This window comes from Bradyrhizobium sp. 2TAF24, from assembly GCF_052115025.1.
Classification (GTDB): Bacteria; Pseudomonadota; Alphaproteobacteria; order Rhizobiales; family Xanthobacteraceae; genus Bradyrhizobium_A.
Window position 1 is genome coordinate 40650 of the sequence record NZ_JBFRFW010000006.1, and the last position, 23221, is coordinate 63870.

General features: G+C 63.4%; 18 protein-coding genes. 6 read left to right on the forward strand and 12 right to left on the reverse strand.

What is annotated here, in order from left to right:
• Nucleotides 1-522 precede the first annotated feature (522 nt).
• The 11 genes from qatD to AB4Z37_RS11305 all read right to left on the reverse strand — a co-directional run bounded on the left by qatD (nt 523) and on the right by AB4Z37_RS11305 (nt 15467).
• The gene (gene qatD, locus AB4Z37_RS11255) at nt 523-1287 is read right to left on the reverse strand and encodes a Qat anti-phage system TatD family nuclease QatD (RefSeq protein WP_441516820.1); all 765 of its coding nucleotides are present in this window, start codon (nt 1285-1287) and stop codon (nt 523-525) included.
• Nucleotides 1284-2633 carry a Qat anti-phage system QueC-like protein QatC gene (gene qatC, locus AB4Z37_RS11260; RefSeq protein WP_441516821.1) on the reverse strand — a complete coding sequence of 450 codons (1350 nt, stop codon included), beginning with the start codon at nt 2631-2633 and terminating at the stop codon, nt 1284-1286. Before qatC ends, qatD begins: the two co-directional genes overlap by 4 nt.
• Nucleotides 2630-3517, reverse strand: a complete 888-nt coding sequence (gene qatB, locus AB4Z37_RS11265) for a Qat anti-phage system associated protein QatB (RefSeq protein WP_441516822.1) — start codon at nt 3515-3517, stop codon at nt 2630-2632. Before qatB ends, qatC begins: the two co-directional genes overlap by 4 nt.
• Nucleotides 3517-5469, reverse strand: coding sequence for a Qat anti-phage system ATPase QatA (gene qatA, locus AB4Z37_RS11270; RefSeq protein ID WP_441516823.1), 1953 nt, complete (start codon nt 5467-5469; stop codon nt 3517-3519). The genes qatB and qatA overlap by 1 nt, the downstream gene beginning before the upstream one ends.
• Nucleotides 5470-5637: 168 nt before the next feature.
• On the reverse strand, nt 5638-6585 hold the full coding sequence (locus tag AB4Z37_RS11275) for a ParB/RepB/Spo0J family partition protein (RefSeq protein ID WP_441516824.1): 948 nt from the start codon (nt 6583-6585) through the stop codon (nt 5638-5640).
• Complete coding sequence (locus AB4Z37_RS11280; protein WP_441516825.1) at nt 6582-8198, reverse strand: DUF2130 domain-containing protein; 1617 nt, start codon at nt 8196-8198, stop codon at nt 6582-6584. The genes AB4Z37_RS11275 and AB4Z37_RS11280 overlap by 4 nt, the downstream gene beginning before the upstream one ends.
• A gap of 343 nt (nt 8199-8541) precedes the next feature.
• A complete protein-coding gene (locus tag AB4Z37_RS11285) occupies nt 8542-9684 on the reverse strand; it encodes a hypothetical protein (protein WP_441516826.1) in 1143 nt (380 codons plus the stop codon).
• A 3-nt stretch (nt 9685-9687) separates the two neighbouring features.
• Complete coding sequence (locus AB4Z37_RS11290) at nt 9688-11244, reverse strand: N-6 DNA methylase (protein ID WP_441516827.1); 1557 nt, start codon at nt 11242-11244, stop codon at nt 9688-9690.
• 13 nt (nt 11245-11257) lie between these two features.
• On the reverse strand, nt 11258-13630 hold the full coding sequence (hsdR, locus tag AB4Z37_RS11295; protein ID WP_441516828.1) for an EcoAI/FtnUII family type I restriction enzme subunit R: 2373 nt from the start codon (nt 13628-13630) through the stop codon (nt 11258-11260).
• Nucleotides 13627-14655 (reverse strand): nucleotidyl transferase AbiEii/AbiGii toxin family protein, encoded by a 1029-nt coding sequence (locus AB4Z37_RS11300; protein WP_441516829.1) that lies wholly within the window; start codon nt 14653-14655, stop codon nt 13627-13629. The genes hsdR and AB4Z37_RS11300 overlap by 4 nt, the downstream gene beginning before the upstream one ends.
• A complete protein-coding gene (locus AB4Z37_RS11305; protein ID WP_441516830.1) occupies nt 14655-15467 on the reverse strand; it encodes a type IV toxin-antitoxin system AbiEi family antitoxin domain-containing protein in 813 nt (270 codons plus the stop codon). The genes AB4Z37_RS11300 and AB4Z37_RS11305 overlap by 1 nt, the downstream gene beginning before the upstream one ends.
• Nucleotides 15468-15854: 387 nt before the next feature.
• On the opposite strand from AB4Z37_RS11305, the gene AB4Z37_RS11310 reads away from it, so the two are divergent.
• The 5 genes from AB4Z37_RS11310 to AB4Z37_RS11330 all read left to right on the forward strand — a co-directional run bounded on the left by AB4Z37_RS11310 (nt 15855) and on the right by AB4Z37_RS11330 (nt 22291).
• Nucleotides 15855-17066 (forward strand): DUF932 domain-containing protein, encoded by a 1212-nt coding sequence (locus tag AB4Z37_RS11310; protein ID WP_441516831.1) that lies wholly within the window; start codon nt 15855-15857, stop codon nt 17064-17066.
• A 151-nt stretch (nt 17067-17217) separates the two neighbouring features.
• Nucleotides 17218-19350, forward strand: a complete 2133-nt coding sequence (locus tag AB4Z37_RS11315; protein ID WP_441517043.1) for a DNA-binding protein — start codon at nt 17218-17220, stop codon at nt 19348-19350.
• Between the two features lie 69 nt (nt 19351-19419).
• Nucleotides 19420-20463, forward strand: coding sequence for a DUF7146 domain-containing protein (locus AB4Z37_RS11320; RefSeq protein WP_441516832.1), 1044 nt, complete (start codon nt 19420-19422; stop codon nt 20461-20463).
• 314 nt (nt 20464-20777) lie between these two features.
• Nucleotides 20778-21704: a DUF2493 domain-containing protein gene (locus AB4Z37_RS11325; protein ID WP_441516833.1), complete on the forward strand. Its 927-nt coding sequence runs from the start codon at nt 20778-20780 to the stop codon at nt 21702-21704.
• A 146-nt stretch (nt 21705-21850) separates the two neighbouring features.
• A complete protein-coding gene (locus AB4Z37_RS11330) occupies nt 21851-22291 on the forward strand; it encodes a hypothetical protein (protein WP_441516834.1) in 441 nt (146 codons plus the stop codon).
• Nucleotides 22292-22345: 54 nt separating this feature from the next.
• Here AB4Z37_RS11330 and AB4Z37_RS11335 read toward each other — a convergent pair whose 3' ends face one another.
• Nucleotides 22346-22504 (reverse strand): hypothetical protein, encoded by a 159-nt coding sequence (locus AB4Z37_RS11335; RefSeq protein WP_441516835.1) that lies wholly within the window; start codon nt 22502-22504, stop codon nt 22346-22348.
• A 374-nt stretch (nt 22505-22878) separates the two neighbouring features.
• On the opposite strand from AB4Z37_RS11335, the gene AB4Z37_RS11340 reads away from it, so the two are divergent.
• Nucleotides 22879-23205 (forward strand): DUF736 domain-containing protein, encoded by a 327-nt coding sequence (locus AB4Z37_RS11340; RefSeq protein WP_441516836.1) that lies wholly within the window; start codon nt 22879-22881, stop codon nt 23203-23205.
• Nucleotides 23206-23221: the final 16 nt, after the last annotated feature.

Here is a 23221-nt window from a genome sequence, read left to right on the forward strand (position 1 = left end):
AACAACCTCACCAAAACTACGCCAAGCCGCGCAACAGCACCCGATCACACTACTCCCACTCGATTCTCTCAACGCATGGTAACGCGCTGATTTTTATACGCAAAATTTTCTGCTGACGGTCTAAACCCGACTGTCAGTCCGTCAAATTTTTTCGCTTTTGATTTCAAAGGGAAATTTGCGCGATTCAAATTTTGCGCGGCTTCGACAACTATCGCTATCGATCGGTCGATTTCCTCGAAGACTCCGGGGAGCAGCGTATGGCCAAGGGGCCTGAGAAAAGACCGTCACTGCTTATAGACCAGCTCGACCGCTTTGTCACAATCGCGATACTGGTGCCGCGCGGCACTAGCCCCAGAAGTCAGCCCGCATGCCGACTTTCTTTACGCCGGCAGCGTGTCCGGGTCATCGCCTGATGTTGGCGGAAGCCCGTGGATCATGACAGCTATTCGTCTTTCCCTCTGCGTGGTCGATCTCGCACCGTCATTCTCGATCGATGATCAAGCGTGCAGCTAACACAAGTCGCTATGACACTTCATCCAAAAGTGCTTTGAGGTTGGTGCCGATCCGGCGACCGACATCGGCTGCTTCCAAATCATGCAGGCTCGCCAAGCCTTCGACCGCGCGCCAAACATCACTGGGCTCGGATGGGCGAGCGCCGGTTCGTGTGAATGGGCCATCGGTCTCTGTAAGGACGCGCCCTAACGGGAACGCGCGGTTCGCGACGGTTCGACTTTCATTCGCGAGCATTTCAGCGTTGATTGAGAAATAACAACCGAGATCTACGGCGCGGCGGATTTCGGACGCCGTCCCAGTGAACCAATGCAACACCACTCGGCCGCGCGGCGGCGGAAGATGCTTCTCGATCATGTCGAGCACGATCTTCGTCGCGCGAACACTGTGGACGGTCAAGATCTTCTCGGATGCTGTGGCGCACGAGGTAAGGACCTCTGCGAAAACCTCCTTCTGCCGGTCGAACGAGCGGTAGAATCTCGGCCCTGCGTCGAGACCGACCTCTCCGACGTAGCGCGTCCGCGGCAGCAATTCCTTCCAGAGCGCAATTTCGTGGCCACGCTCGGCGACGAGCTGCGGATGAAGTCCCAAAGCAGCTCGGACGTGGCGCGTCGCTGCCGCGAGTTCGTGATTGCGTGGCCAAGCCTTCGGCGTCGTTGTCACGGCGAGGGTGAAGACACCTTCGCGCTCACACCGCGCCACCGCTTCGGCATGGTCGGGATAGAGGTCGAGATGGCAATGGAAGTCTACGAGCGGGCGCACTTTATCCGAAGTCACGTTGGAGCCGTCTGAACACCGGTCAAAAGTCGGCCGACCTCCTCTAGCCCCCTACGGTAGACGCCTGCCAGCGCATCGTGTCGGGCGGGATCGTCGTAGAGCGGCCCGGGCTTATGGATCAGCACCTTGGCGAGTTCAGGACGGTCAGCCAGACGCGCGATCGCAATCTGAAACGAGCGCACCTGCTGACCTGCGGCCTGTTTCGTGTCGAGGGGACCGGCGCGGAGATTCGCAAGCGTATACACCGTCGGGTCGTTCGGCTGGAGAGCGGCGCGCCGGATCAAACAGGGCAAACAGAATCCGCAATGACCTTGCGGCTGCTTTGTCCACCGTCCCTTGCTGGGCGACGAACACGACAAGGACGACAGCACGAGCTTCGACAGCACGGCCGGGCTCGCACAGGCGGTGACCATCTCGCCCTTGGTCTTGTCCCAGTACGGATTGTCGATGCGACCTCCGATCCCGAGTGCAGTAAGCATCTCGTTCCAGCGCGCGATATAAAATGGGTGTGTCGTCCGCGTGCTGAGCGCCCCGAGCCTCAGGCGATCGAGCGGCACATTGAGCGCGATCAGACCATTCTCCGGCACCTTCAGCACGAACGGCCTCGCCAAGGATGTTCCGGCCGTCACCCCAAGAGAGAAAAATAGGAAGGATCGGCCGCGTGTCGTATCCTCCGACGCCACATCATCAAATAGACCCGCATCGAAGCTCATCCAGACTCGGAGCCGATTGAATGCGGACCCGGGATATGCGGCCTTAAGGCCGTCGAAGCAGCGCTCTTGCGATTTGCTCACTAACCCTTCGCCTGCATGGCTCACGAGCAGCGGCGTCTCCTTACCTTCAAGGGCATCGATCGCGCCGATCAGGCTGTCGAGGCCGCCTGAAAATAGGCTGACGCCGTCAAACGGGGGCAGCAGCAAACTCGGCGGCGCGGCAGGCACGATCGTCTTGAACGCCTTCGGCCGTTTCCTGAAGCCGACTACCCATCGGTCGCCGGTAAGGAAGTTGAGGGCCCGCACCAGGATCGGAGCGGCCGCTGCCCATCGAACCGGATCACTGACCGGGACGACCAATCGAATCTCACGTGTCCAAGCGTCCTGCGACTCGCTGGAACGGGACAGCCGAGTGTCTGCCGCATGGACATGCGCCGCGACGACAAGCAGGTCCGCGCCGATTTCGCTTGGCGACAGAAACAGCGCCTTCAAGTCGTCCAAGGCCCGCCCAATCCCATGGTCTAAGCGCTTGCCGGCGACGAGTTGAAGGGTTGAAGCGACCTCATCACGCGCTTTGGGCACGCGGGTTTTATCGTCGGCGCCGAAGCGCCCGATCAGGACGTGCCGCCTCATTCGCCCGCCTCCGCATCGCCCATTGTCTGTAGGACCTCGAACGCGGACTGGTAGACCGTCGTGACGAAGCCTGTGACCGCGTCCGACGACAGGGCCTGGATGTTGACGCCGGCCGCGTTAATGGCGTCGCTGACACCGCGTTGAATGAAGTCCCGAAGCTGCGCTTCGACGCGCGCCGCCGCGCGAGGGTCCGCCGGCAACGTGACGACTTTGGTCCCGATGTCGTTGCACAAGCGAGCCTCGATCGCGTGGGTTGCGTAGAGTTCAAACACCGTCTGGATCTGTGTGGGGGTCAGAGAGTCGATGTCGGTGATACCGGCACCCGCGAGGTCTGCGATCGTCTCGATGAACGCGTCGCGCGCGATGCCCTCATCAATCGATCCGCCTTCCGGACAAATATAGTCCGCGAGCCCGGCGAACACCTCTTCGATCGGGCGTCCCGCTAGGCTTTCGAGGTTCAACGCCCGGAGCGCTTCGCGGGCGCCGTTGGCGCTCGCGTCGTTCAGGAAGCGGACAAGCCCCGCTCCTGCCCCACGGGACGAACCCATCCGTTGAGCGGCGCGACGAGCCCCGCCGGCCGAGGTCGAGACGTAGCGAGAGACCGCGCGTCCCAAGTTACGGCTATCGCTACCCCCTGAACCGGCGAAACGCGAGAAGCTGTTACGCGCGGCTCTGAAGCGGTCAGAATCCGCTGCCGCCGGCGCGATTGGTCTCGGCGCCGGCGCGGGAGGGACCGCGGGCGTCGCGCCGTCCGCAGGGGGAAAGCGCGCGCCATCGCCCGGCGGTGCCGCGCCACTTCCTGCGCCGCCGCCATCGCTCTCTAACCAACTCGGGATCAAGGGGGTCCCGCCGCCGGCGCCGCCATATGCGTTCGAGGTTCCCATCAGCGTCGATTCCCGCGCGTGCGCAGCGCCGCCGCTGCCGTCGTCTTCAGGAACGAGCCCTTGGATGTGGACCAAGTCTGCAAGAGCCGCTCGAAGCGGGCCACCGATTCCCCATCCTTGATCACGCCCTCCCAGCCGGACGCCGGCCAGGGACCGCAGCGATCCGCCGGAAGAGCCTCCAGGAGATCGAGGAGATTCGGCTGCAAGGTCGGATGGGCGCGCACCAGCACGGCGACACCATCGATGCCGGGCGGCGCTGTCTCGAAGGCGTCGCTGCCCATGACGCGGCCGCGCAGTTCTTCGAACACCTGGGCCGCTTCCGCGGGCACGAGCTGCTTCAGCTCCCCTTCGAAGGCCTGTACGGCAAGCTTTGACCCGAGCAGCTTTTCGACCACAGCGGCCAGCCGACCCAGGACTGAGGCCGCCCCAAAATAGTCCTTCCGGTCTTTGGTGACGAAGAGGTACGGGCGAAGATCGACCTCGGCCAAGGACGGCGTGAGGCGCGCCCAGGCCCGGATTGCTTCCGCCGCCTTCCATTCCGCCAATACAGCGCTGTCCTTCGCCTCGGCGTCCGATTTGACCTCGTCGTCGACCGCTGTCTTCGAACGGCTGCGTTTGGGTTTCGACGTATCCGCCATGTCGGTGGCGGCCCCTTCGAGGGCCGATAGGTCCGCGCAACGTCCATCGGAACTGCGGGCAGCGGCACTCGCGATCTGGTCGAACAACCGCGACATGAAGCGCTCGGCCAACATGAGCTTGGCCAGGACCGGGAGCTTAACCTCCTCGCCGAACCCACGCGCCAGCGCCGTCTGGTGCCGCAGCATGAGCGTGTTCAAGAATCTCTTGATCTGTCGCGGATTACCCTGAGTGCCGCTGGCGAGGATGGGGCCGATTTGATCGCTCAGTGTGAGCGCGTTCTGAACGTCACTGGCCTTGTCGCCGAGCGCGGTCCTGACGGTCTGCGCATCCAGGCCAGCCGTCGTCCACGGCCGCTTGAGAAGGCTGCGCGCCGCGTCGATCAGTTTCGCATAGTCTGCGTCGTCGTCGGCGAGTTCCGCGCCAATCAGGAGCAGCGTCACGTAGATGCGGGTCTCGGTCTCCCCCAACGCCGGTATGCGGAATGGTATCTGGATCAGCTTCTCGAGGTAGTTCCGAGCGTAGTCGCGGGGACCGGTCGTGTCCGGCAGCTCGGGGAAATGCTTGCGCACCGAATACTCGATCATCGCCTCATCGGCGGCCACGACGAAGGCGGTGCGGTCGGTAAATACAAACAGGCGGACCGCTTCGAGCGTCTCGATGGCAGTGTCGGGAAGGCAGCGATCGAGATCGTCGATCAATACGATCAACTGGTCGACACCGGCCGCCTTCAGGAGGCCCGTGAAAGCCTTCCGGAAGGCCTCGATCTCTTCCGGAACGTTCTTCGACTCGGCCGGCTTCAACAGCCCCTGCACGCCATCAACGGCCTTGTCGTAGTTCTCCTTGGTCGCGAGTTTGGCGGGATCGGCGAAGGCGCCCTTCACGGTGTCGACGACCGCGCCGATTTGGTCGGCTGTTGGAATGCCCGTCATGGCGGTGAACGCCAGACCGCCGCCGTGGCGCGCGATCTTGAGCCAATCGATCCGGCGGAAGATATCTGTGACCGCTGCCCCGGCCTTCGACAGCAACGGACGCTTCTCGATCAAACCGGTGACGATGCCCTCGATCAGCGCGATCTTGGCGTCTTCGAAACCCTGAAACCGCCATCCGTTGAACTTGAGACAGAGGACGCCGTCCTGGTCCGCGAGGCCACCCTCGATCATCTCGAGGATGCTGGACTTCCCCGCGCCCCAATCACCGTGAACGCCAATCGTCACCGGCCGCTCCGGTTTCTCCCGCAGCAACGCGATGATCGTCTTGGCGATCGCTTCGTTGTTAAGGAGATCGACCTTCGTCTCGTTGTCGGTCAATATCACTCTGTTTCCCCCAGCCGACGTTCTCGCACTCTCGCGACGACCAATATTTCTTCACGACCGACATTGCCGTAACGCAGGACTTTCCGATACGCATGTGCTCGCCATGCTACCTGTTCTGAATAATCCCGCGGCCCAGCTTTTATTGACGTCACGCCGCCAATCTCCGAACTACGAAAGCGCGCCGCGGAGCGATTTCAATAACACCTCCGCTTCGTCGATCTTCTTCAAGATATCCGCATCCCCTTTGAGTTCCTGCAGGGTCGAGAAAGGAATCTGTTTCATCGCGTCTACCGCAGCTTCAAGATCGCCGGATAGGCCGCCCTTGACTGGCTTAGGCGCGGGCCCCAGGCGCAGCATTGCCGACTCCAAATCTCCCGCATCGCTCAGAAACTGCGAACGCGCGACTGGATCGGGCAAGATCGTCCGGAGCTTCCGAAGGTCTTTCGAATTGGTAATGCGCTTCTGGTTGACCTTCTTGACCACCGCTTCGATGACAGTCGGCGTAAGTAGTTTCTTGCTAACGCCCATCAGCTCACGTGACCAGGTGATCGCGGCGCTGGGGTCACGAAGACTGGTGAATTTTTCTGAGAGCTCGAACACATCGACTAGCTTGTCCAGCTCACGCACTGTGATGCCGAGGATGTTGGCAGCGCTCGACCGGCCCATCATGTCGACTAGGCGATAGGCCACCATTTCCTTTTCCTTGGCGTCCCATTCCTTCCGCTGGCGATGGATATAAATCCAGACCCGAAGTCGGTCCTCCTCGCTCAAGGTTCGGTCGGTAACCTCGATTGGGATCTGCCGATAATCTTCCTTCCCCTGTTCCACCAGAACCTGCGAATTGGTCCACCGGCGGTCGCCGTCAATAATCCGAAACTTTCCCGGTAAGTCAGGGTGTGGCTCGACAAGTAGGGGTTCGAAGAGGCCGCCATTCGCTTCGATCTGCCGCTGCAGCTCTTCATCGATCTTCGGACCCATGCGGGGCTGCTTTTCGTTCGGCACGATGTCGTCGATATCGGCCTTTGTCCGGTATGTGCGCAGGACGGTACGATCGAGCCGACGCTCCTGAAGATTGATGACATTGTTGCGGTCCGGAATGACCTGCGCGCTCTTCATTGAGGGCTCTCCGGCGCGGATGCTGTGCCGATGATGGAGTCGATCTGGTTGCGCAATTCAGCCTGCACTTTCATGGCCGCGCGGATGGCTAGGCCCTGCTGCTTCCAGACGTTTTCGTGGGCTTTGACCTCCTTCGTCTGAATCTCCAGCAGCGACTCCGCTAGCTCATCCAGCCGCGCGAATGAGTCGGCGCACTGCTGGGAAGTAATGAAGCTGTACAGGGCCGCAGTTTTCTGGGTCCGTTCGGCGTTGCTCATGCGCAGGGTGTGAGATTGAACCAGATGGGCGCGAACGAGCTGGATGAGAGCAACTACCCGCGCCGGGCAAGCGATCACGACGCCGTCCTGAATATGCAACTGCCGGGCGCCGGACGGGAACTTGCTGGACGACAAGACGGCATGGTCGGCCTGCGCACTTAACTGGTCCGACCGCAGTTTGGTCACGAAATCATTCCGCCACGCGTTGTGGTTCTTCGAATCGTAGATGATCGTGCCGCACTCCTGTCCGTTGTGAATAACGGTGTGCAGGATGTCTGCGCCTTGTTGGCCCTTTGTCACGCGCACGATGCGATCACCATCGAACTCAGCCTTCAGCGCTTCAAACAGATTGATTTCGGCGCCTTCGCCGAGCTCTTCGGCGGTCTTCTTCTCGAGGGCGCGTTGCAGTTCTTCCACCTTGTTGGCCAACTTCTGGCGGTCTTCAAACGTGGCCGACTTCTCGGCGTTGACGGCCGCTACCTTGTCGGCCTCGAGGGCCTCACGCTGTTCTTGCAGCCGCTCATTGAGTTGAGCTTCATGGGATTCTTGGAGGCTTTTCGCTGTCGCCTCCGCGGCGGCCGCCTTAGCTTCGGCGTCGGCCTTGGCCTGTTCGGCGGCGCCAATCTGCAGCAGTGCCGCGGCCTCAGCGGCCGCGCCGACTTCAGCACGGACTTCCACTTCACGGGCGGCCGCTTTTGCCTGGGCGTCCGCCAGGGCTTGATCGCTGGTCAGCCTGGCTTGCGTCAGTTCGGCCTTCAGTGCCTCGCCGGCATTTTCGGCGGTCACTTTCTGAGCCTCGACTTCCGCCAGCCGGCTCGCAGCCGCTTCCGTTGCGACGCGCGCCGCCTCTGAGCGGATCGCGTCTTCCTGCGCCGCCGCGTCCGCCTTCACCTTCTCGATCGCGGTGACGGCTTCACGCTGCACCTGTTCGAGTTGGCCCTGAAGCGCAACCTTCGCCGCCTCAGCGTTGGTCTTCTCGGTCGCAGCCTCGACAGTCTTGGCCTGAAGCGCATCCTGGGCTGCAACACGCGCGGCTTCCGCCGCGTCCACCTGCGCCTTCGACTGGAGTTCAGCCGCCAGGCGGGCCTGTTCTCTGGCCTCAATGATTTTTTGGTCAGCTTCTAACCGTGCACGCTCGAGAGCCTCTGCCTTCTCGGTGTCGAACTTCTCCTGCAGCCGCGCGGTGATAGTGGCAGACTGAGCCTTCTCACGCGCCTGCAGCCGCTCAGCGACCTCGTCGGCGCGGTCGTGTGGGATGGCCTGCTCGCAAACCGGACAGACGTCGCCGACCGGATGAAGGTGGTGGATCGGACTGGAACGCACGGTCGACGCTACTGAAGTCTGCGGATTCGCCATCATTGCCTCCAGATTTTTCTAGGTCCTATTTTCTCCTAATTGATCCTGGAGTCAATCCCCTTCAGCCTCGTGGCGGAGCGGATGGGCCGCGGGCCGGCATTGGAGACAAGCGGGGCGGCTGGCATCGATCTCGGACGAGTTCGGCGTCGTGGGGGCCCTCGGGGCGGCGCAACCAGGCGAGCCGACGTGAGAGCCGTCGGCGTTCAGGGCGTCGCCTTAATCGCCCTTCAGCATTGCTCGGGAGTTCCAACCGCTGGCGCAGGATTGTCTCAGTAGGAGTTCGCTCGCCGGAAGTGCTGAGCGATGCGCGCTTAGCATCTTCAGGGCCGATTAGCTGCCGCGCTTAATAGAATGCTTGGTGTAGCAGAGCCGGAATCAGACGAGCCAGCTCGCCCGCGACATCTGATTGACCGACATGGACACCGACGGCCTTCTGTTGGAGTTCATCGAACCAGAGTTGCGCGTCCAGAGACGGCGCGGGCACGACGATCGACTCTAAACCCTTGAGTCCGAGCGTGCGGTTGCGCCCTGCGCCGCCTGGCGAAGCAGCACCGAGACGCTCCGTCCCCTCCAATGTGAGAAAATAATAGAGAAGGAAATTGGACGTTGCGCGCCGAGGGTCGGGAACGCAGGTCAGGAACCTATGGGATCCTAAGCGGCCATGATCGGCCGCGCTCGCCACCGCGACCGCCCCCTCCCAAGCAAAGACAATATTAAAGAGTAGATCGCCCTCGTGAATTTCGAAAAGCCGTTTGCTGCCGACCTCAATGCCCGAGAGTGATGGTTTTCGGAATGTCCCTTTGCCGAACGACCGCACGCCAAGTTCCGGGTAACTTCCGTCTGGATCAACTGCGATCGGTCGCCGCACGAGCGGCGCAATGTCCATCATCGCGACGCGCGGAGCGCCTGCGATCACCTTCCGAAAAGCTGCCTCAATTGTTGCGTTGAGCTCCGCGCGCGCGGCATCGGCGGCCCGACGCATCGTCTTCAGTTGCGACGCCGCGCCGTCGAGCTTCGCAATGATCCGCCGTTGCTGCTCGATCGGAGGAAGGGGGATGGCGTGATCGAGGAGGCGCCTGGGATGCAGCCTCTCTCGGCGGGCGCCGATTCCCTTCCCGTCTGAGGCTAATTGCTGCCAGACTCGGTCCTGTTTGAAGTACCAGCCAAGGAATCCGGGCTCGAGTTGTTCATAATGCAGGTCGAAGGTCGGGAATTCGTTCGAGACGAAATACCCGTCCACCTCTGAAGAAACGATCGCATAAGCGCCTTCAAAAGACTTCAACCGGCTATAGATGAACTGGCCCGCCCGGATTCGAAACAACTGCGTGGCGGCCATCTCGCGTCCAGCGACCGCCGCGCGCTGAATCATCCCGCGACCGAATCCATAGATGCCCGCGATCGGATACTCGCCGTCGGGCTCCACCCCGTGAGGCTCCGGCGCGTAGGTGAGGAGTTCACCCAGTGGGATAAGAGGAAAGCTCGGCATGAACTACTCGCGCTCCGCCACAAGCGCCTTGATCTCGTTCAAGACGGCCAGCACGTGTTGCTCTTTGACGATGGCGCTCTCGACGATCTCCTCCGGCAGTCGGTGATCGATCGCTGCCTTCGCACGCGGATTTCTCAGATCTAAATCAACCGTGACGACGCGCCCCTGTTCATCGCGCTTGATCAAATCGGGACCGAAGACCTTCCAAGCCTGCGATCCTTCCTTTCGGTCAGACCACCAGGCTCGGCAATCGGCGAGCTCCTCATACTGCAGCGGCTGCGTCTTGGAGTATTTCCGCCGGCCTTCCGGAAGCGGTTGCTCCCAGTACCAGATGTCGCGCGTCGGACCGGACGTATCGAAGAAGATGATGTTGATCGGGATGTCCGTGTATGGCGCAAACGTGCCGTCGGGCAACCGGACGACGGTGTGAACATTGAACTGTTCCAGAAGGTCGGCCTTGATCCGCGCGGCAATGCCGTCGCCGAAGAGGATTCCGTGCGGCACGACTACGCCGGCGCGCCCGAGTCCGCCGCGCTTGAGCCGCCGCATGATGAGCTGCAGAAACAGCAGTGCGGTCTCAGCAGTGCGGCGATCATCCGGAAAATTCGTGAGGATGCCGGCTTCTTCCTCACCGCCGAACGGCGGATTGGTCAGAATGACTTCGACCCGATCCCGCTCGCCGATCTCGGTCAGCTTGAATCGCAGCGCGTTGCCGAATTCGATGTCGGGCGCTTCGATCCCGTGCAGCAGCAGGTTCATCTGCGCTAGCAGGAACGGAAGCGAGGAATCCTCGCCGCCGCGCAAGGTCTTGCGCTGAAGGATTTCGCGTTTTTCGACCGTGCTGGCTTGCGGCTTCATATGGTCAAAGGCAGCGGCCAGAAACCCGCCCGTGCCGCAGGCAGGATCGAGCACGACTTCGCCGAGCTTGGGATCGATCGCCTCGACCATGAAACGCACGACGGGACGCGGCGTATAGAACTCTCCGTTCTGACCCGCGGCATCGCGCATCTCGCGTAACAGAGTCTCATACATCCGGCCGAGGGTCTGGATGTCCTCGGTGCTGTCGAAATGGATGCCGTTGATCAAGTTGATGACGTCCCGCAGCACATACCCGCTGGTCGCGTAATTCCGGAGATCGCGAAACACTGCGGAGACCACATCGCGACGCTGGCGGCCGGCGCCATTGCCGCGCAGACCTCGTAGGAAAGCGAACAGGCCCGGACCCTGCGTGCCGTCCGCACGAACGGACTGCTCGCCGTTGATGAACGAAAGCAGGTCCGGCCCGGTGATGCCCGCCGGATCGGCCGCCCAGTCTCGCCAGCGGTAAGGCGCATCGATCAGAAGACGATACGGTTCGACGGCGAGCACAGCCTCGTCCTCGTGGACGCGCTCCATGTCGTCGACGAATTTCAGGAACATCAGCCAGGTAAGGGTGGGCAGCCGCGTGAGGTCCGTCTTTAGCTCCCGGTCCTTGCGCATCTTGTTGCGTGCGGACTTGATGAGGCTGTCGAGCCTCTGCGCCGTGGTTTTCGGCGTATTGATCTTCTTCTCACGGGGCATTCACAGGTCTTTCCTAAGCGGCGTACAACAGGCCGGACATTTCGTTGACGGCGTCGCGAAGCTTGTCCGGGCCGCCGAAGCGGCGAGCGATCTCGCTCGGATTGCCGAACCCGGCCAGCGGCGGCACCTTCAAGATACCCGGCAGGACGAACTGTGCGGCGCCGTGCTCGGCGTATTTCTCGAGTAGCGCCTCCAGCACGGTCCGGGCATCGCCGCCATACCGGTCGAAGAAATCCGTTCGATCTCGCTTGAGACGTTCGGCGCGTTCACGTCGCGTGCGGAGCGGCGCGTTCCAGGCGAGATGGCAAAGGAGATCGAACGGATCGTCCTCCGGCCGCCCGGCTTCTTCGGCCAGGCTCTCCAGGTCGATGCCCCGTTCAGCGAGCGCCTCGACGATCGCGTGGCGCTTGTCCGCTCGCACCCAGTCGGCGCGGAAGCTTGCAGCGGTCGGATAGAGCGTGCGGACCTTCTCACCGGTCCAGTCCGTCAGCTTCTTGCAGGTCAGTCGTTTGCCGTCCGTATCAAGTTCGTAGACCAGATGCGCCACCACTTCGACCGTGCCGCCATCGACGTAGAGTTTACGCGGTTCTCCGGGCTCCTCGTCGGGGGGAAGACCACCCTCGGTTTCCGTCTCGATCTCGTCCGGCGCCTCCGGCGCTGGATTTTCCTCTTCTTGGGTGGTGACGATCTCGCCCTCGGCGTCGATTTCCGTGATCGTCTCTACGGTCGGCTCACCATCGAAGTCCGGATCAGCGAATTTTTCAGTCGCGGTGCCGGTGTAGTCGAGGATGTTGAAGAACAGCTTGCCGTAGTCTTCACGCAGCCGGGTCCCGCGGCCGATAATCTGCTTGAACTCCGTCATTGAGCCGACCACGCGCGCCAGCACGACGTTCTTGCAGGTCGGCGCGTCGACACCCGTGGTGAGAAGCTGAGATGTCGTCAGGATCACCGGAACCTTCGTCTCGACGTCCTGGAAACGGCTGAGTTTGCCCTTGCCGATATCACCCTCATCGGCCGTCACGCGGCAGGCATAGTCCGGATAATCCGCAACGAGATCGGCACTGAGATTGGCAAGGGCGCGACGCATCTCGCTTGCATGCTCTTGGTCCACGCAGAAAACGATCGTCTTCGCGAAACGATCGGTCTGCGCGAGGAAATGCGTGAGGTGGCGCGCGATCGCCTCGGTGCGAGCGCGCAGCGCGACGACGCGCTCGAAATCCCTCGTGTGGTACTCATCGTCGGGAATCTCGCGCCCGAAGCGGTCCAGTTCGCCCTTGGTTGGTCTCCATCCCGCGGCATCATAGTCCGTGACGACACGATGTACGCGATAGGGTGCCAGGAAGCCGTCCGCGATACCTTGCGCCAGAGAGTAGGTATAAAGCGGCGCACCGAAATAGGCGTAGGTGTCCCGGTTGTCTTCCCTTAGTGGTGTCGCCGTCATGCCGAGTTGATAGGCCGGTTCGAAATACTCCAGGATTTCGCGCCAGCTGCTGTCGTCGCGCGCGCTGCCGCGATGGCACTCATCGATGATGATCAGGTCGAAGAAATCCGGCGCATATTCCCGATACAGACCCGGCCGTCGTTCGTCGCTGGCGATGGCTTGGTAGATCGCGAAATAGATGTCGCGACCATGGCTGATCTCGCCATTCTCGATCTTGAAACGCGCGTCGCCGAAGGGCGCAAAGGTCTTGGCCATCGGGTCGTCGACGAGAATGTTGCGATCGGCGAGGAACAGGATTTTGGGTTTGCGGAAGTCCCCGCGCTTGTTCCAACCGGCGGTCCACAGCCGCCAGGCGATCTGGAATGCCACCGCGGTCTTGCCGGCGCCGGTGCACAGCGTGAGCAGCGCGCGCCGCTGGCCGGTGAGAACCGCCTGAAGCGCGCGATTGACGGCGATCTCTTGATAGTAGCGCAGCGGCTTGGCGGGATCGGGAAACCCGGGCGCGAGCAGGCGCTCGGCGGCCGTGTCATCAGTCAGACCGACACCGACCCGTTGGCGCCCCCACAGCTCAGCGGGTGTCGGAAAATCGTGCCGTAGGGCTTCGCGTCCGGTGAGAAAGTCGAATTCGAGAATCTCCGCGCCGTTGGTCGCGTACGCGAATTTCAATCCAAGAATCTCGGCGTAGTCCTTGGCTTGCTGCAGACCGTCGGCGGCAGATTTGTAGGCAGCCTTCGCCTCGACGACCGCGATCGGGTAGTCGGCGCGGTAGCGCAGGATGTAGTCGGCACGTTTTTGCCGGCCGCGCTTCGCCTTACCACCGATGAAGATCACCCGGCCATCGGTGAAGGTCCGTTGTTCGTTGATAGAGTGAGGCGCGCCTTCCCAACCTGCCGTCTGCAGGCGCGGAACAACGGATTTCCGACAGGTATCCGCTTCAGTATTCACATGGTCTCTCCACGTGGCCGCCTTGCTCGTCGCGTGCGTGGGGCCAGCGACTTGTCGCCAGATTTCCATGCTTTGACGTTCTGTGCTTTCCACCGCAGAGCCGGACTGGCTTCTATCGAGGCGCGCACGTTCTCCGGCGCCTCCAGAGCCGACGCGTCGATCTCGCCCCGGTCCAGCACGGCATCGAGAAATGCCCTCTCCCCCGCCGTGAACCGAAACAGCGACGCGAGCTTGTCCCGGCACTCGGCCGTGACGCTCTCGATCCAGGCTGCGGGACCACCGAAGGCGTCGAAATACCGGTCGTGCAGGCACATGGTCAGCTTGCCGGTGATGTCGCCGACCTCGCATCCGATCTCGTTTGGCGAGGCCGTGCGCCAGTCGAAGCTCTTGGCGCTCGCGCCGATCATCAAGGTGCCCGCCTTGATCTTCACCCAGTCGAGACCCGGCATGGCGACGATCCGGTGCGCATCGAACAGATCACGCGCCGTGCGTCGCGTGACCAGCGCGACCATCTTGCCGGCGACGATTTCATGGATGTCGAGAACCGGCACGTTCGTGGCTCGGTAGGATCCGATTGTCGCCGAGGACATGCGGTCCACACCGTAGAGAGGGCCGCGGTAGAGATAGTTGATATCGATCTCGATGGTCCCCGCCCCACCTAGCGCGGAGGCATAACGGTAGATCCATTTGCCGCCGGCATGTTCGGACGGCTCACGCCGCGCGGCATAGCCTTTCGATTCCATCAAGCGCTCGATCCGGTCTTCCAATCCCGGCCGATCCGCATCCATCTGCTCCTTCTTGAGCGCCCCGACATAGTTGACGTCGATATCGACCGAGAGGCGGTCCAGATCGGAGTGGAAGACGTTGAGCGCCGTGCCACCCTTCAAAGCGATCCGCGGCCCGATCAGCGTGTCGGCACCGAACGCATCGAGAATGTCAATCAGCCGGATCACCCGTTCGAGCGTCGCGGGTTGAAGCTGCCGCTCGGCCGCAAGATCGTGAAGCGTTTCCCGCGACGCGACCATCACACGCCCTCAAAAGCAGCGTCGACAGCCTGCCGCGGCAGAAGCACACGCCACGCCTCGACGAGCACTGCGTGACCAGGTTCGGCGCCCAGCGCGTAATGCTTTGATCGTGGAAGACGGCGCTGCAAGCGCGTCAGGACGTCGTCGGTGACACCGAGCGCCGAACGTCGCCTCTCAAGCCACCAACCGGAAACGGAAGCGAGCGACCGGTTGTCCAGCAGTTCGACATAGTCAGCGACTTTCACCGGATCGAGATAGCGCACCAGGTCTAGCGACTGCAGAACCTCCTCGACGCCGCCAGCGAGTTCCGGCCGGTGCAAGGCATCAACAACCGTGCGTTCAACAGCCGTCACACGGACTGCCACGCCCTGCCGATCCATAGTCATGGTCAGGTAGTCGGCCTTGCCGGCCGCAACCAAAGCCTTCGGCGGCGTGACGAAACGGCAAGCGCCAAATGGCAAATCCACGCGTTCGGTTCGCCCGGCGCTGATGAGCTGAACCTCGTTGAACTCGGAATAGGCTATGCCATGCAGCTCAAGGGCTGAGTGAAACCCCAAGACGCCATCGGGGCGCAGCTTGCTCGCCGCGGTGAAGCGGTCGATCACCATCCGCTCCGCCGGCAGATGGGCGGGTACCGCGGCAAACACCTCGCGACTGACGCGCTTGATGTTGCCGGCCCGCAGATGATGCCGGAGCAGGCTCGTAACATTGGCCCCGCCCGCGGGGTGGCCGAAGGCCGCCGCGAACTCAGCCCGGGTGAACACCGGATGAGCCGACAGGAAACTGGCCGTTTTGTGTTGGCGAGGTTGCATAGTGGATCTGTGATTCTGCGTCAAAGTGGGCAGTAAATAGCCATTCTGACGCATATTTGTCAACAAAGTCCTCTCGGCGGACGAACCGCCGGTACCGTCCTATCAGTCGCGAAAAAAGTGCCGCACAGGGTATAAAATGCCCCTTCCAACGCATTTTCAAGAACAAAGCGACCCTACGCGTCATCGAACCCGTGGCCTCGACATAGGCCCCCGAATACGCAAGTCTGAGGGGAAGGCCTTCCCCTGCGGCCGAGCCTAGGGTCTCGGCCGACCCCTTCTGCGGGGAAACCCCGCAACGCCCCGAGAGTCAGAGTGCGGACGGGGTTTCCGTGACGGGTTGAGGGTCGAGAGAGAGGCTCCCGGCCGGCTCGTCATGGAGATTTTGCCATGACCCAGACAAGCATTCTCGCCGAGCAAGACGCCTTCGGCGCCCCGCCGGTTTCGGCCGGTTATAAAGTCGACATCTCGCGCGGCGAACGGATCGGGCGGGTGTCGTCCGAATGGTTCTCGCGGCCCGACGACGAGCGCTATCTGTCGCTCAGCGCCCTCTACGCCGCCGTTCGCGCACGCGCCGACCGTGCCACCGCCCGCACCGTCGAGACCCGGACCCTTCGCGTCGAGGCGAGTCGTGATAACGCCGAACGCCTGGCCCTGATCGTGCCCGGTCGCGAGGAGCCCATCGCTCCAACGCACTGGTCATTCGGCCAGATGTGCAGCCTGGTCGGCGCGCCCGCCGGCTATATGCGGCAGCTCCCCGCGCCGCTTGCCGGCATCAACATGCAGCACGGGCTGCTTTCGCATCGGGCCGAGCTGGTGAAGACGCTGGAGGCGGACGACGGGCGGATCGAACTGCGCGCCGTCACCGGCCCCGACTATGGCCGCATCTGGGACCATGAGCTAGTCGCTGCGGTTGTGAAGATCGCCGGCGAAGGCACGGGTGATACGCGCTGGAAGGTGCCGGGCCTGCTCGATTGGTCGACCATGACCCACAACCCGTTCGTCGAGGTGACCAAGGATACGACCACCCTCTATGCCTCCGATCGCGATGTCTTCCTCTTTCTGGTCGACGACGCCCACCCGATCGAAGCCGGCCGCCTCCCCAACGGCGATCCCGACCTCTACTTCCGGGGCTTCTATTGCTGGAACAGCGAGGTGGGTTCCAAGACGCTCGGCATGGCGTCTTTCTATCTCCGCGCCGTCTGCATGAATCGCAATATCTGGGGCGCCGAGGGCTTCGAGGAGATCTCGATCCGTCACAGCAAGTTTGCCAGCCATCGCTTTGCGCATCAGGCGGCGCCGGCGCTGGAACGCTTCGCCACATCGTCACCGGCGCCGTTTCTGGCGGGGATCAGGGCGGCTCGCGAGCAGATTGTCGCCCGCAAGGACGAGGATCGCGAGAGCTTCTTGCGCAAGCGCGGCTTCTCGCGTCCCGAGACGGAGAAGATCATCGCCACCGTGCTGGAGGAGGAAGGGCGACCGCCGGAGTCGATCTTCGATTTCGTCCAGGGAATCACGGCGCTCGCCCGCGCCAAGCCGCATCAGGATGCTCGGCTGGAGCTGGAGGGCAAGGCCGCGAAACTCCTTTCCAGCGTCCGGTAATACCGGGGGAGATGTGGAGCCGGATCCACGGCTCCACGCCTTTACGCTTCTGCGCGGCCCCAGCCTCCTAGAGGAAGAGGGCTGCGCCTGCTTCGTGACGGGTTGGAGGCCGAGAGAGAGGCTTTCGGCCGCCCGTCGCGGAGTACATCCGATGGCTACTGCTGTTAAGAAGATCATCCTGTCCTCGTCGCGGGACATCCCGTTCAATAAGCTGGTGCTGAGCCAGTCCAACGTCCGACGGATCAAGGCCGGCGTCTCGATCGAAGAGCTGGCCGAGGACATCGCGCGACGCACGCTCTTGCAGAGCATCACCGTGCGGCCGGTCTGCGACGCCGACGGTGTCGAGACCGGCATGTTCGAGGTGCCGGCCGGCGGCCGCCGCTTCCGCGCGCTCGAACTTCTGGTCAAGCAAAAGCGCTTGGCCAAGACCGCGCCCGTGCCCTGCGTCGTGCGCGAGGACGGCATTCCCGAGGAAGACAGCCTCGCCGAGAACGTCCAGCGCGCGCCGCTGCATCCGCTCGACCAGTTCCGGGCGTTCCTGGCGCTGCGCGAGAAGGGCCAGTCCGAGGAGGACATCGCCGCGGCGTTCTTCGTCGCCGTGCCGATCGTCAAGCAGCGCCTGCGCCTTGCCTCAGTCTCGCCTAAGCTGCTCGACGTTTATGCCGACGACGGCATGACCCTCGACCAGCTGATGGCGTTCACCGTCAACGGCGACCACGAGCGTCAGGAGCAGGTGTTCGAGCGCCTGAGCCAGTCCTACTCCAAGGAGCCGCATGTCATCCGCCGGATGCTCACCGAGGGCGCCGTGCGGGCATCGGACAAGCGCGCGCAGTTCGTCGGGCTCGACGCCTACATCGAGGCCGGCGGCGTGATCCTGCGCGATCTCTTCCAGGGCGACGACGGCGGCTGGCTGCAGGATGCCGGTCTCCTCGACATGCTGGTGGTCGAGAAGCTGCGCGAGCAGTCCGAGGCGATCCGCGCCGAGGGCTGGAAGTGGATCGATGTCGCGCCCGAGTTCGCCTATGGCCACACCTACGGCCTGCGGCAGCTGCGCGGCGAGCAGCGTCCGCTCACCGGCGAGGAGCAGGCGGCGCGCGATGCGCTGCAGGCCGAGATGGACGGTCTGGAGGAGACCTACGCCGAGGCCGACGAGCTGCCAGAGGAAGTCGATCAGCGGCTCGGCGAGATCGAGACGGCGCTCGACCAGCTCGACGATCGCCCGCAGGTCTTCGACCCCGAGGAGATCGCGCGCGCTGGCGCCTTCGTCAGCATCGACGGCTCGGGCGGCTTGCGGGTCGAACGCGGCTATGTCCGTCCCGAGGACGAGCGTCCGGTCGACCCGGAGCCCGATGTCGAGACCGATCCAGCAGACGAGCCGACGATCGCGGCGCGAGCCGACTATGACGGCACGAGCGTGATCGCCGGTGCGGAGTCTCCTGCGGATGAGCCCGAGGAAGACGACGGCATCAGGCCGATCCCCGACCGGCTGATGACCGAGCTGACCGCTCATCGGACCCTCGCCCTTCGCCATGCGCTGGGCGAGAATCCCGACATCGCGTTCGTCGCCGCGCTTCACGCCCTCTGCCTCAAGGTGTTCTACCGCTACGGGCAGGACACCTGTTTGGAGCTCGACCTGAAGAGCGCCGGTTTCAGCGCTCAGGCGCCGGGCCTCGCGGACAGCACGCTCGCTGTCGCTTTCGACGCCCGGCATCAGGCCTGGCTCGCCGCGCTGCCCAAGGAGCCGGCCGAGCTCTGGGACGCGCTGATCGCGTTCGACAGCGACAGCCGCCAGGCGCTCTTCGCGCACTGCGTCTCGCTGTCGGTCAACGCGATCTACGAGGCCTACAATCGCAAGCCCCGCGCGCTGGCCCATGCCGACCGCATCGCCCAGGCCGTCGATCTCGACATGGTCGCGGCCGGCTGGACGCCGACGATCGGCAACTATCTCGGCCGGGTGACCAAGGCCCGCATCCTCGCAGCAGTACGGGAGGCGAAAGGTGCGCGGGCGGGCGACCGCATCGAGCACCTGAAGAAGGCCGAGATGGCGGAGCAAGCGGAAACGCTGCTCGCCGGGTCGGGATGGCTTCCGGAGCCGTTGCGCACCCCCGACCGCGGTGTGCCGAACGCCGCTGAGGCCGGCGCCATCGACGCTGCGCAAGCAGGCGCCGATGCGGCGGGCGAAGAAACGGCGGCCGACGGCGGCGAAACGGCCGTGGTGGAAGATGAGGAAGTGGCCGAGGATGACTCGGTCGCGCTCGAAGCCCACGCGACCGCGGCCGAATAACGAAGAAGCCAACGGCACTGCCAGGGGCCCGCCAGCGATGGCGGGCCCTTTTTCGTCTTGGAGAACACGATGTCGGACAATGCATCCGATCTTGCGCGCCGATTGGCCGGACAGGCTGAGGCGATCTGCCGTCATTATCTTTCCAACGGCCGCCGTGAAGGACGCTACTGGCTGGTCGGCGATGCCCGCAACACGCCGGGACGGTCCATGTTCGTCCGCCTGAAGGGCGCCGAATCCGGCAAGGGCGCCGCGGGCAAATGGACCGACGCCGCGACTGGCGAACACGGCGATCTGCTCGACGTCATTCGCGAGAGCCGCGGCCTTGTCAACTTCAAGGACGTCGCCGACGAGGCCCGGACCTTCCTCAGTCTCCCGCATCCCGAGCCTGAGCGGCAATCAAGTCCGCGGCACGCGCCAGCCCCGACCGGCTCGCCGGAGGCCGCATGCCGGCTCTTCACCATGTCGGAACCGATACCGGGCACGGTCGTGGAAACGTACTTACGCCAACGCGGCATCGCGGCTTTGCACGAAACCGGATCGCTGCGCTTTCACCCGCGATGCTACTACCGGCGGGATGAGCATAGCCCGACCGAGAGCTGGCCGGCGATGATCGCATCCGTCACCGATCTTGGCGGCCGGATCACCGGCGCGCATCGCACATGGCTCGCACCCGACGGCAGCGGCAAGGCGCCGGTCGACACGCCAAGGCGGGCGATGGGCGACCTCCTCGGCCACGCGGTCCGGTTCGGTGTGGCGCATGACATAATGGCGGCCGGCGAAGGCATCGAAACCATTCTGTCGCTGCGATTGGCGGCGCCCCGCATGCCGATGGTCGCCGCTCTATCAGCCGCGCACCTCGCAGTCATCCTGTTCCCGGCGACGCTCCGCCGACTCTATATCGTGCGTGACGACGATCCGGCCGGCGATGGTGCGCGCGACAGCCTGATCGAACGGGCGAACGCCGTCGGGATCGAGGCGATTGTCCTGTCGCCGACGCTCGGGGATTTCAACGAGGATCTCAGGCTGATTGGCATCGTTGCGCTCCGGTCCAACGTCCGTGTCCAGCTCGCCCCGGAAGATGTCGCACGCTTCATGGCGGCAGAAGCGATGTAGTCGGGGACGGGAGGGATAGCGGCAGCGCTGTCAGCGCGACCGCTCTGGCTGCTTCCCATCTCGCCGGAGAGACCGCGACCCGGCCTTCAAGAGGGCGATCGGCCGTCAAACGGTCCGGCGCCGCAATGGCTGCGCCCGGTTCTTTTCCGCCGGCCCTCCGGGCCTTTGCATCGCGAAGCAAAACAACCGGCTTCGCCATCCTCCGCTGACGCTTCGGCCCTGCGCTTCGCTCCGGGTGCTGGTCCGGCCCGCCCGACGGCTTTCGTCGCCAGAAGGCCGCGAAGGTCGCGGTCAGACCGACGAAGGAGCATCCCATGACGAGCGATCGCGACGACTTCGAGCCCCATCACGCTTCATCGCCTACCGACCACGTTCTCACCGAACTCCAGCTTTACGGCTTCCGTCCCTTTCAGGACGAGCTCGACCCGAGGCCGCTTCCCGAGGGGAACGCCGTTGCCGGCGCCATCGCCGACATCTTCGATGCGCTGATTGTCGCCTTGCAGGACACCCGCCTCGAGCCCGACCTCGACGATCTGCTCTGGTCGACCGTCAATCTCTTCCATCGCGCCACCGGCCGGATCGAACGCGAACTCGACGACAACGAGCAGGCGCAGCGGCGGAGCCAGCGGGAACAGGACTGCTCCGAGGTGAAGTCCGTCGAGCTGGAGCGGCTTACCGCTGAGGGCCAGACGCTGATCGAACGCCGTGACGCCTTCGAATTGATGCGCGACCAGGCCGCCGAGCACTTCGAGCGCCATGCCGGATCATCCTGGCGGCCGCACAGCGGATCGATGGTCAACCACCGCACCATGACCTCGGCCATGATCGACAGCCGTGATTTTCTCGCCGCCAAGCGCCGCGCAGAAACCGAAGTGATGCTGCCGGCCGGTCCGAAGATCGCCTTCACCGGCGGTCTTGACTTCAACGACCACCGGCTGATCTGGGCCAAGCTCGATCAGGTGCACGCCAAGCATCCGGACATGGTGCTGCTGCATGGCGGATCGCCCAAGGGCGCCGAGCGCATCGCCGCCCGCTGGGCCGACCATCGCAAGGTTCCGCAGGTCGCCTTCAAACCCGACTGGACGAAACACGCCAAGGCCGCACCGTTCAAGCGCAACGATCAGATACTCGAAGTCCTGCCCATTGGCGCCATGGTATTTCCGGGAACCGGCATCCAGGGCAACCTTGCGGACAAGGCTCGTAAGCTCGGCATCCCAGTTTGGAAGTTCGGCGGCGCGTGAGCGCCTTCCAACGCAACCTGCTCGCGGGAGCGGAAGTCCAGCCGGATTTCCACTCCCGTTTTCGCTCAATTTCAGCTATGCTCAGGTCGCGCCATGGTGGTGGTGGAAGGCGACCGTCAGACCTTTTCTCACGGGAGACCATCGCCATGATCTTCATTGGCATCCTCGCCAGCATCGCAGCCATCGGCACGCTCTGCTGGCTCTTGTTCACACTCGCCGTATTTGCGCTCCCGGTCTTTGCCGGCGCCACCGCTGGCGCTTGGGCTTATCAGACCGGCGCAGGCTGGACTGGCGGGATCATCGTCGGCTTTGTCGCCGCCGCGCTGACGCTCGGCATCGGTCAGTTCATACTCGTCTTCGCGCGGCCGCTCTGGCTGCGCCTCGCGGTCGCGATGGTCTTTGTCGCGCCCGCCGCTCTCGCCGGCTATCACGCCACCCATGGTATCGTGAAGCACACGATGCCTTCCGACACGTGGCAGATCGTCTTTTCCGTCATCGGCGCAATTGCGGTCGGCATCACGGCGTTCGTCCGGGTGACGGCTATGGCAGCGCCCGAACCGTCCGGGCGGGGCTTAGCGCGCGCCTGACGCCATCAGCAGCAAAGGCGGGACCAGCGGCTGACCTCCGCAGCGCCGCTCTCGTCATCGAAACCATTGGATGGCGGTCAGCGCTGCTTCGACCTTAGCTTCGGCCACCCCGTGTCGCGTCATCGCAGTGTCCTGCTGGAGCAGTGTGACGCCATTGGGTCGCGCGATCAAAACATCGGTGCGCTGGCTTTCTTGCCAGAGCGGTGTCGGCATCGAGATGCGTCAGGCCTGGACGGTCGCGTGGAATCGCCGGCCGCGTTATTGCCGGGATCGCGACGGCAGCGCGCGCTCGGCCACGTTCTCCTTGATCAATCTCTGTCTAACCGACCGCTCCAAAACGGCCTCTTCAATGGGCTGATCTGGCCGAAGGCCGGCTGCGCCTCGATCGCCTATACGGCAATGGCGCCGATCGACTTTCTTCCCCTGCCGGCTGCGCCGTCATTCCTCGCGAAACAACAAAGTCGCCTGGCTGCCATCCTCCGCTGCGCTGCGGTCGCAAGCGATGCCGCGTCGATCGCCTTCGGCCTGCCGATCGCCATCGAGGCCGCAATGGTGCGGGCTCGGAACAGAGTTCAAGGAGAACTACCATGGCGACCATCGGCACCTTCAAGAAGACCGGCACCAACGAATACGTCGGCGAAATCGTCACCCTCTCGGTCCAGGCCAGAAACGTCCGCATCGTCCCGGAGAGCAACCGCTCAACCGAGAACGCTCCCAGCCACCGCGTCTTCGTCGGCCGCGCCGAGATCGGCGCAGCCTGGTCCAAGCGCTCGAACGAAGGCCGTGACTATCTGGGCCTCAAGCTCGACGATCCGAGCTTCACCGCCCCGATCTTCGCCAACCTCTTCGACGACGAAGGCGGCGAGGGCTACAGCCTCATCTGGTCCCGCCCGAGCCGCCGCAACGCGGATTGACGCCTGGCTCAGGACT

Excerpts from the sequence above, each read along its gene's own strand:
- AB4Z37_RS11300 (WP_441516829.1), bottom strand. The coding sequence starts at position 14,655 with ATGGTCGCGTCGCGGGAAACGCTTCACGATCTTGCGGCCGAGCGGCAG.
- AB4Z37_RS11310 (WP_441516831.1), top strand. The coding sequence starts at position 15,855 with ATGACCCAGACAAGCATTCTCGCCGAGCAAGACGCCTTCGGCGCCCCG.
- AB4Z37_RS11335 (WP_441516835.1), bottom strand. The coding sequence starts at position 22,504 with ATGCCGACACCGCTCTGGCAAGAAAGCCAGCGCACCGATGTTTTGATC.
- AB4Z37_RS11315 (WP_441517043.1), top strand. The coding sequence starts at position 17,218 with ATGGCTACTGCTGTTAAGAAGATCATCCTGTCCTCGTCGCGGGACATC.
- qatC (WP_441516821.1), bottom strand. The coding sequence starts at position 2,633 with ATGAGGCGGCACGTCCTGATCGGGCGCTTCGGCGCCGACGATAAAACC.
- AB4Z37_RS11285 (WP_441516826.1), bottom strand. The coding sequence starts at position 9,684 with ATGCCGAGCTTTCCTCTTATCCCACTGGGTGAACTCCTCACCTACGCG.
- AB4Z37_RS11330 (WP_441516834.1), top strand. The coding sequence starts at position 21,851 with ATGATCTTCATTGGCATCCTCGCCAGCATCGCAGCCATCGGCACGCTC.
- AB4Z37_RS11305 (WP_441516830.1), bottom strand. The coding sequence starts at position 15,467 with ATGCAACCTCGCCAACACAAAACGGCCAGTTTCCTGTCGGCTCATCCG.
- AB4Z37_RS11280 (WP_441516825.1), bottom strand. The coding sequence starts at position 8,198 with ATGGCGAATCCGCAGACTTCAGTAGCGTCGACCGTGCGTTCCAGTCCG.
- AB4Z37_RS11340 (WP_441516836.1), top strand. The coding sequence starts at position 22,879 with ATGGCGACCATCGGCACCTTCAAGAAGACCGGCACCAACGAATACGTC.
- AB4Z37_RS11325 (WP_441516833.1), top strand. The coding sequence starts at position 20,778 with ATGACGAGCGATCGCGACGACTTCGAGCCCCATCACGCTTCATCGCCT.
- AB4Z37_RS11320 (WP_441516832.1), top strand. The coding sequence starts at position 19,420 with ATGTCGGACAATGCATCCGATCTTGCGCGCCGATTGGCCGGACAGGCT.
- AB4Z37_RS11275 (WP_441516824.1), bottom strand. The coding sequence starts at position 6,585 with ATGAAGAGCGCGCAGGTCATTCCGGACCGCAACAATGTCATCAATCTT.
- AB4Z37_RS11290 (WP_441516827.1), bottom strand. The coding sequence starts at position 11,244 with ATGCCCCGTGAGAAGAAGATCAATACGCCGAAAACCACGGCGCAGAGG.
- qatB (WP_441516822.1), bottom strand. The coding sequence starts at position 3,517 with ATGGGAACCTCGAACGCATATGGCGGCGCCGGCGGCGGGACCCCCTTG.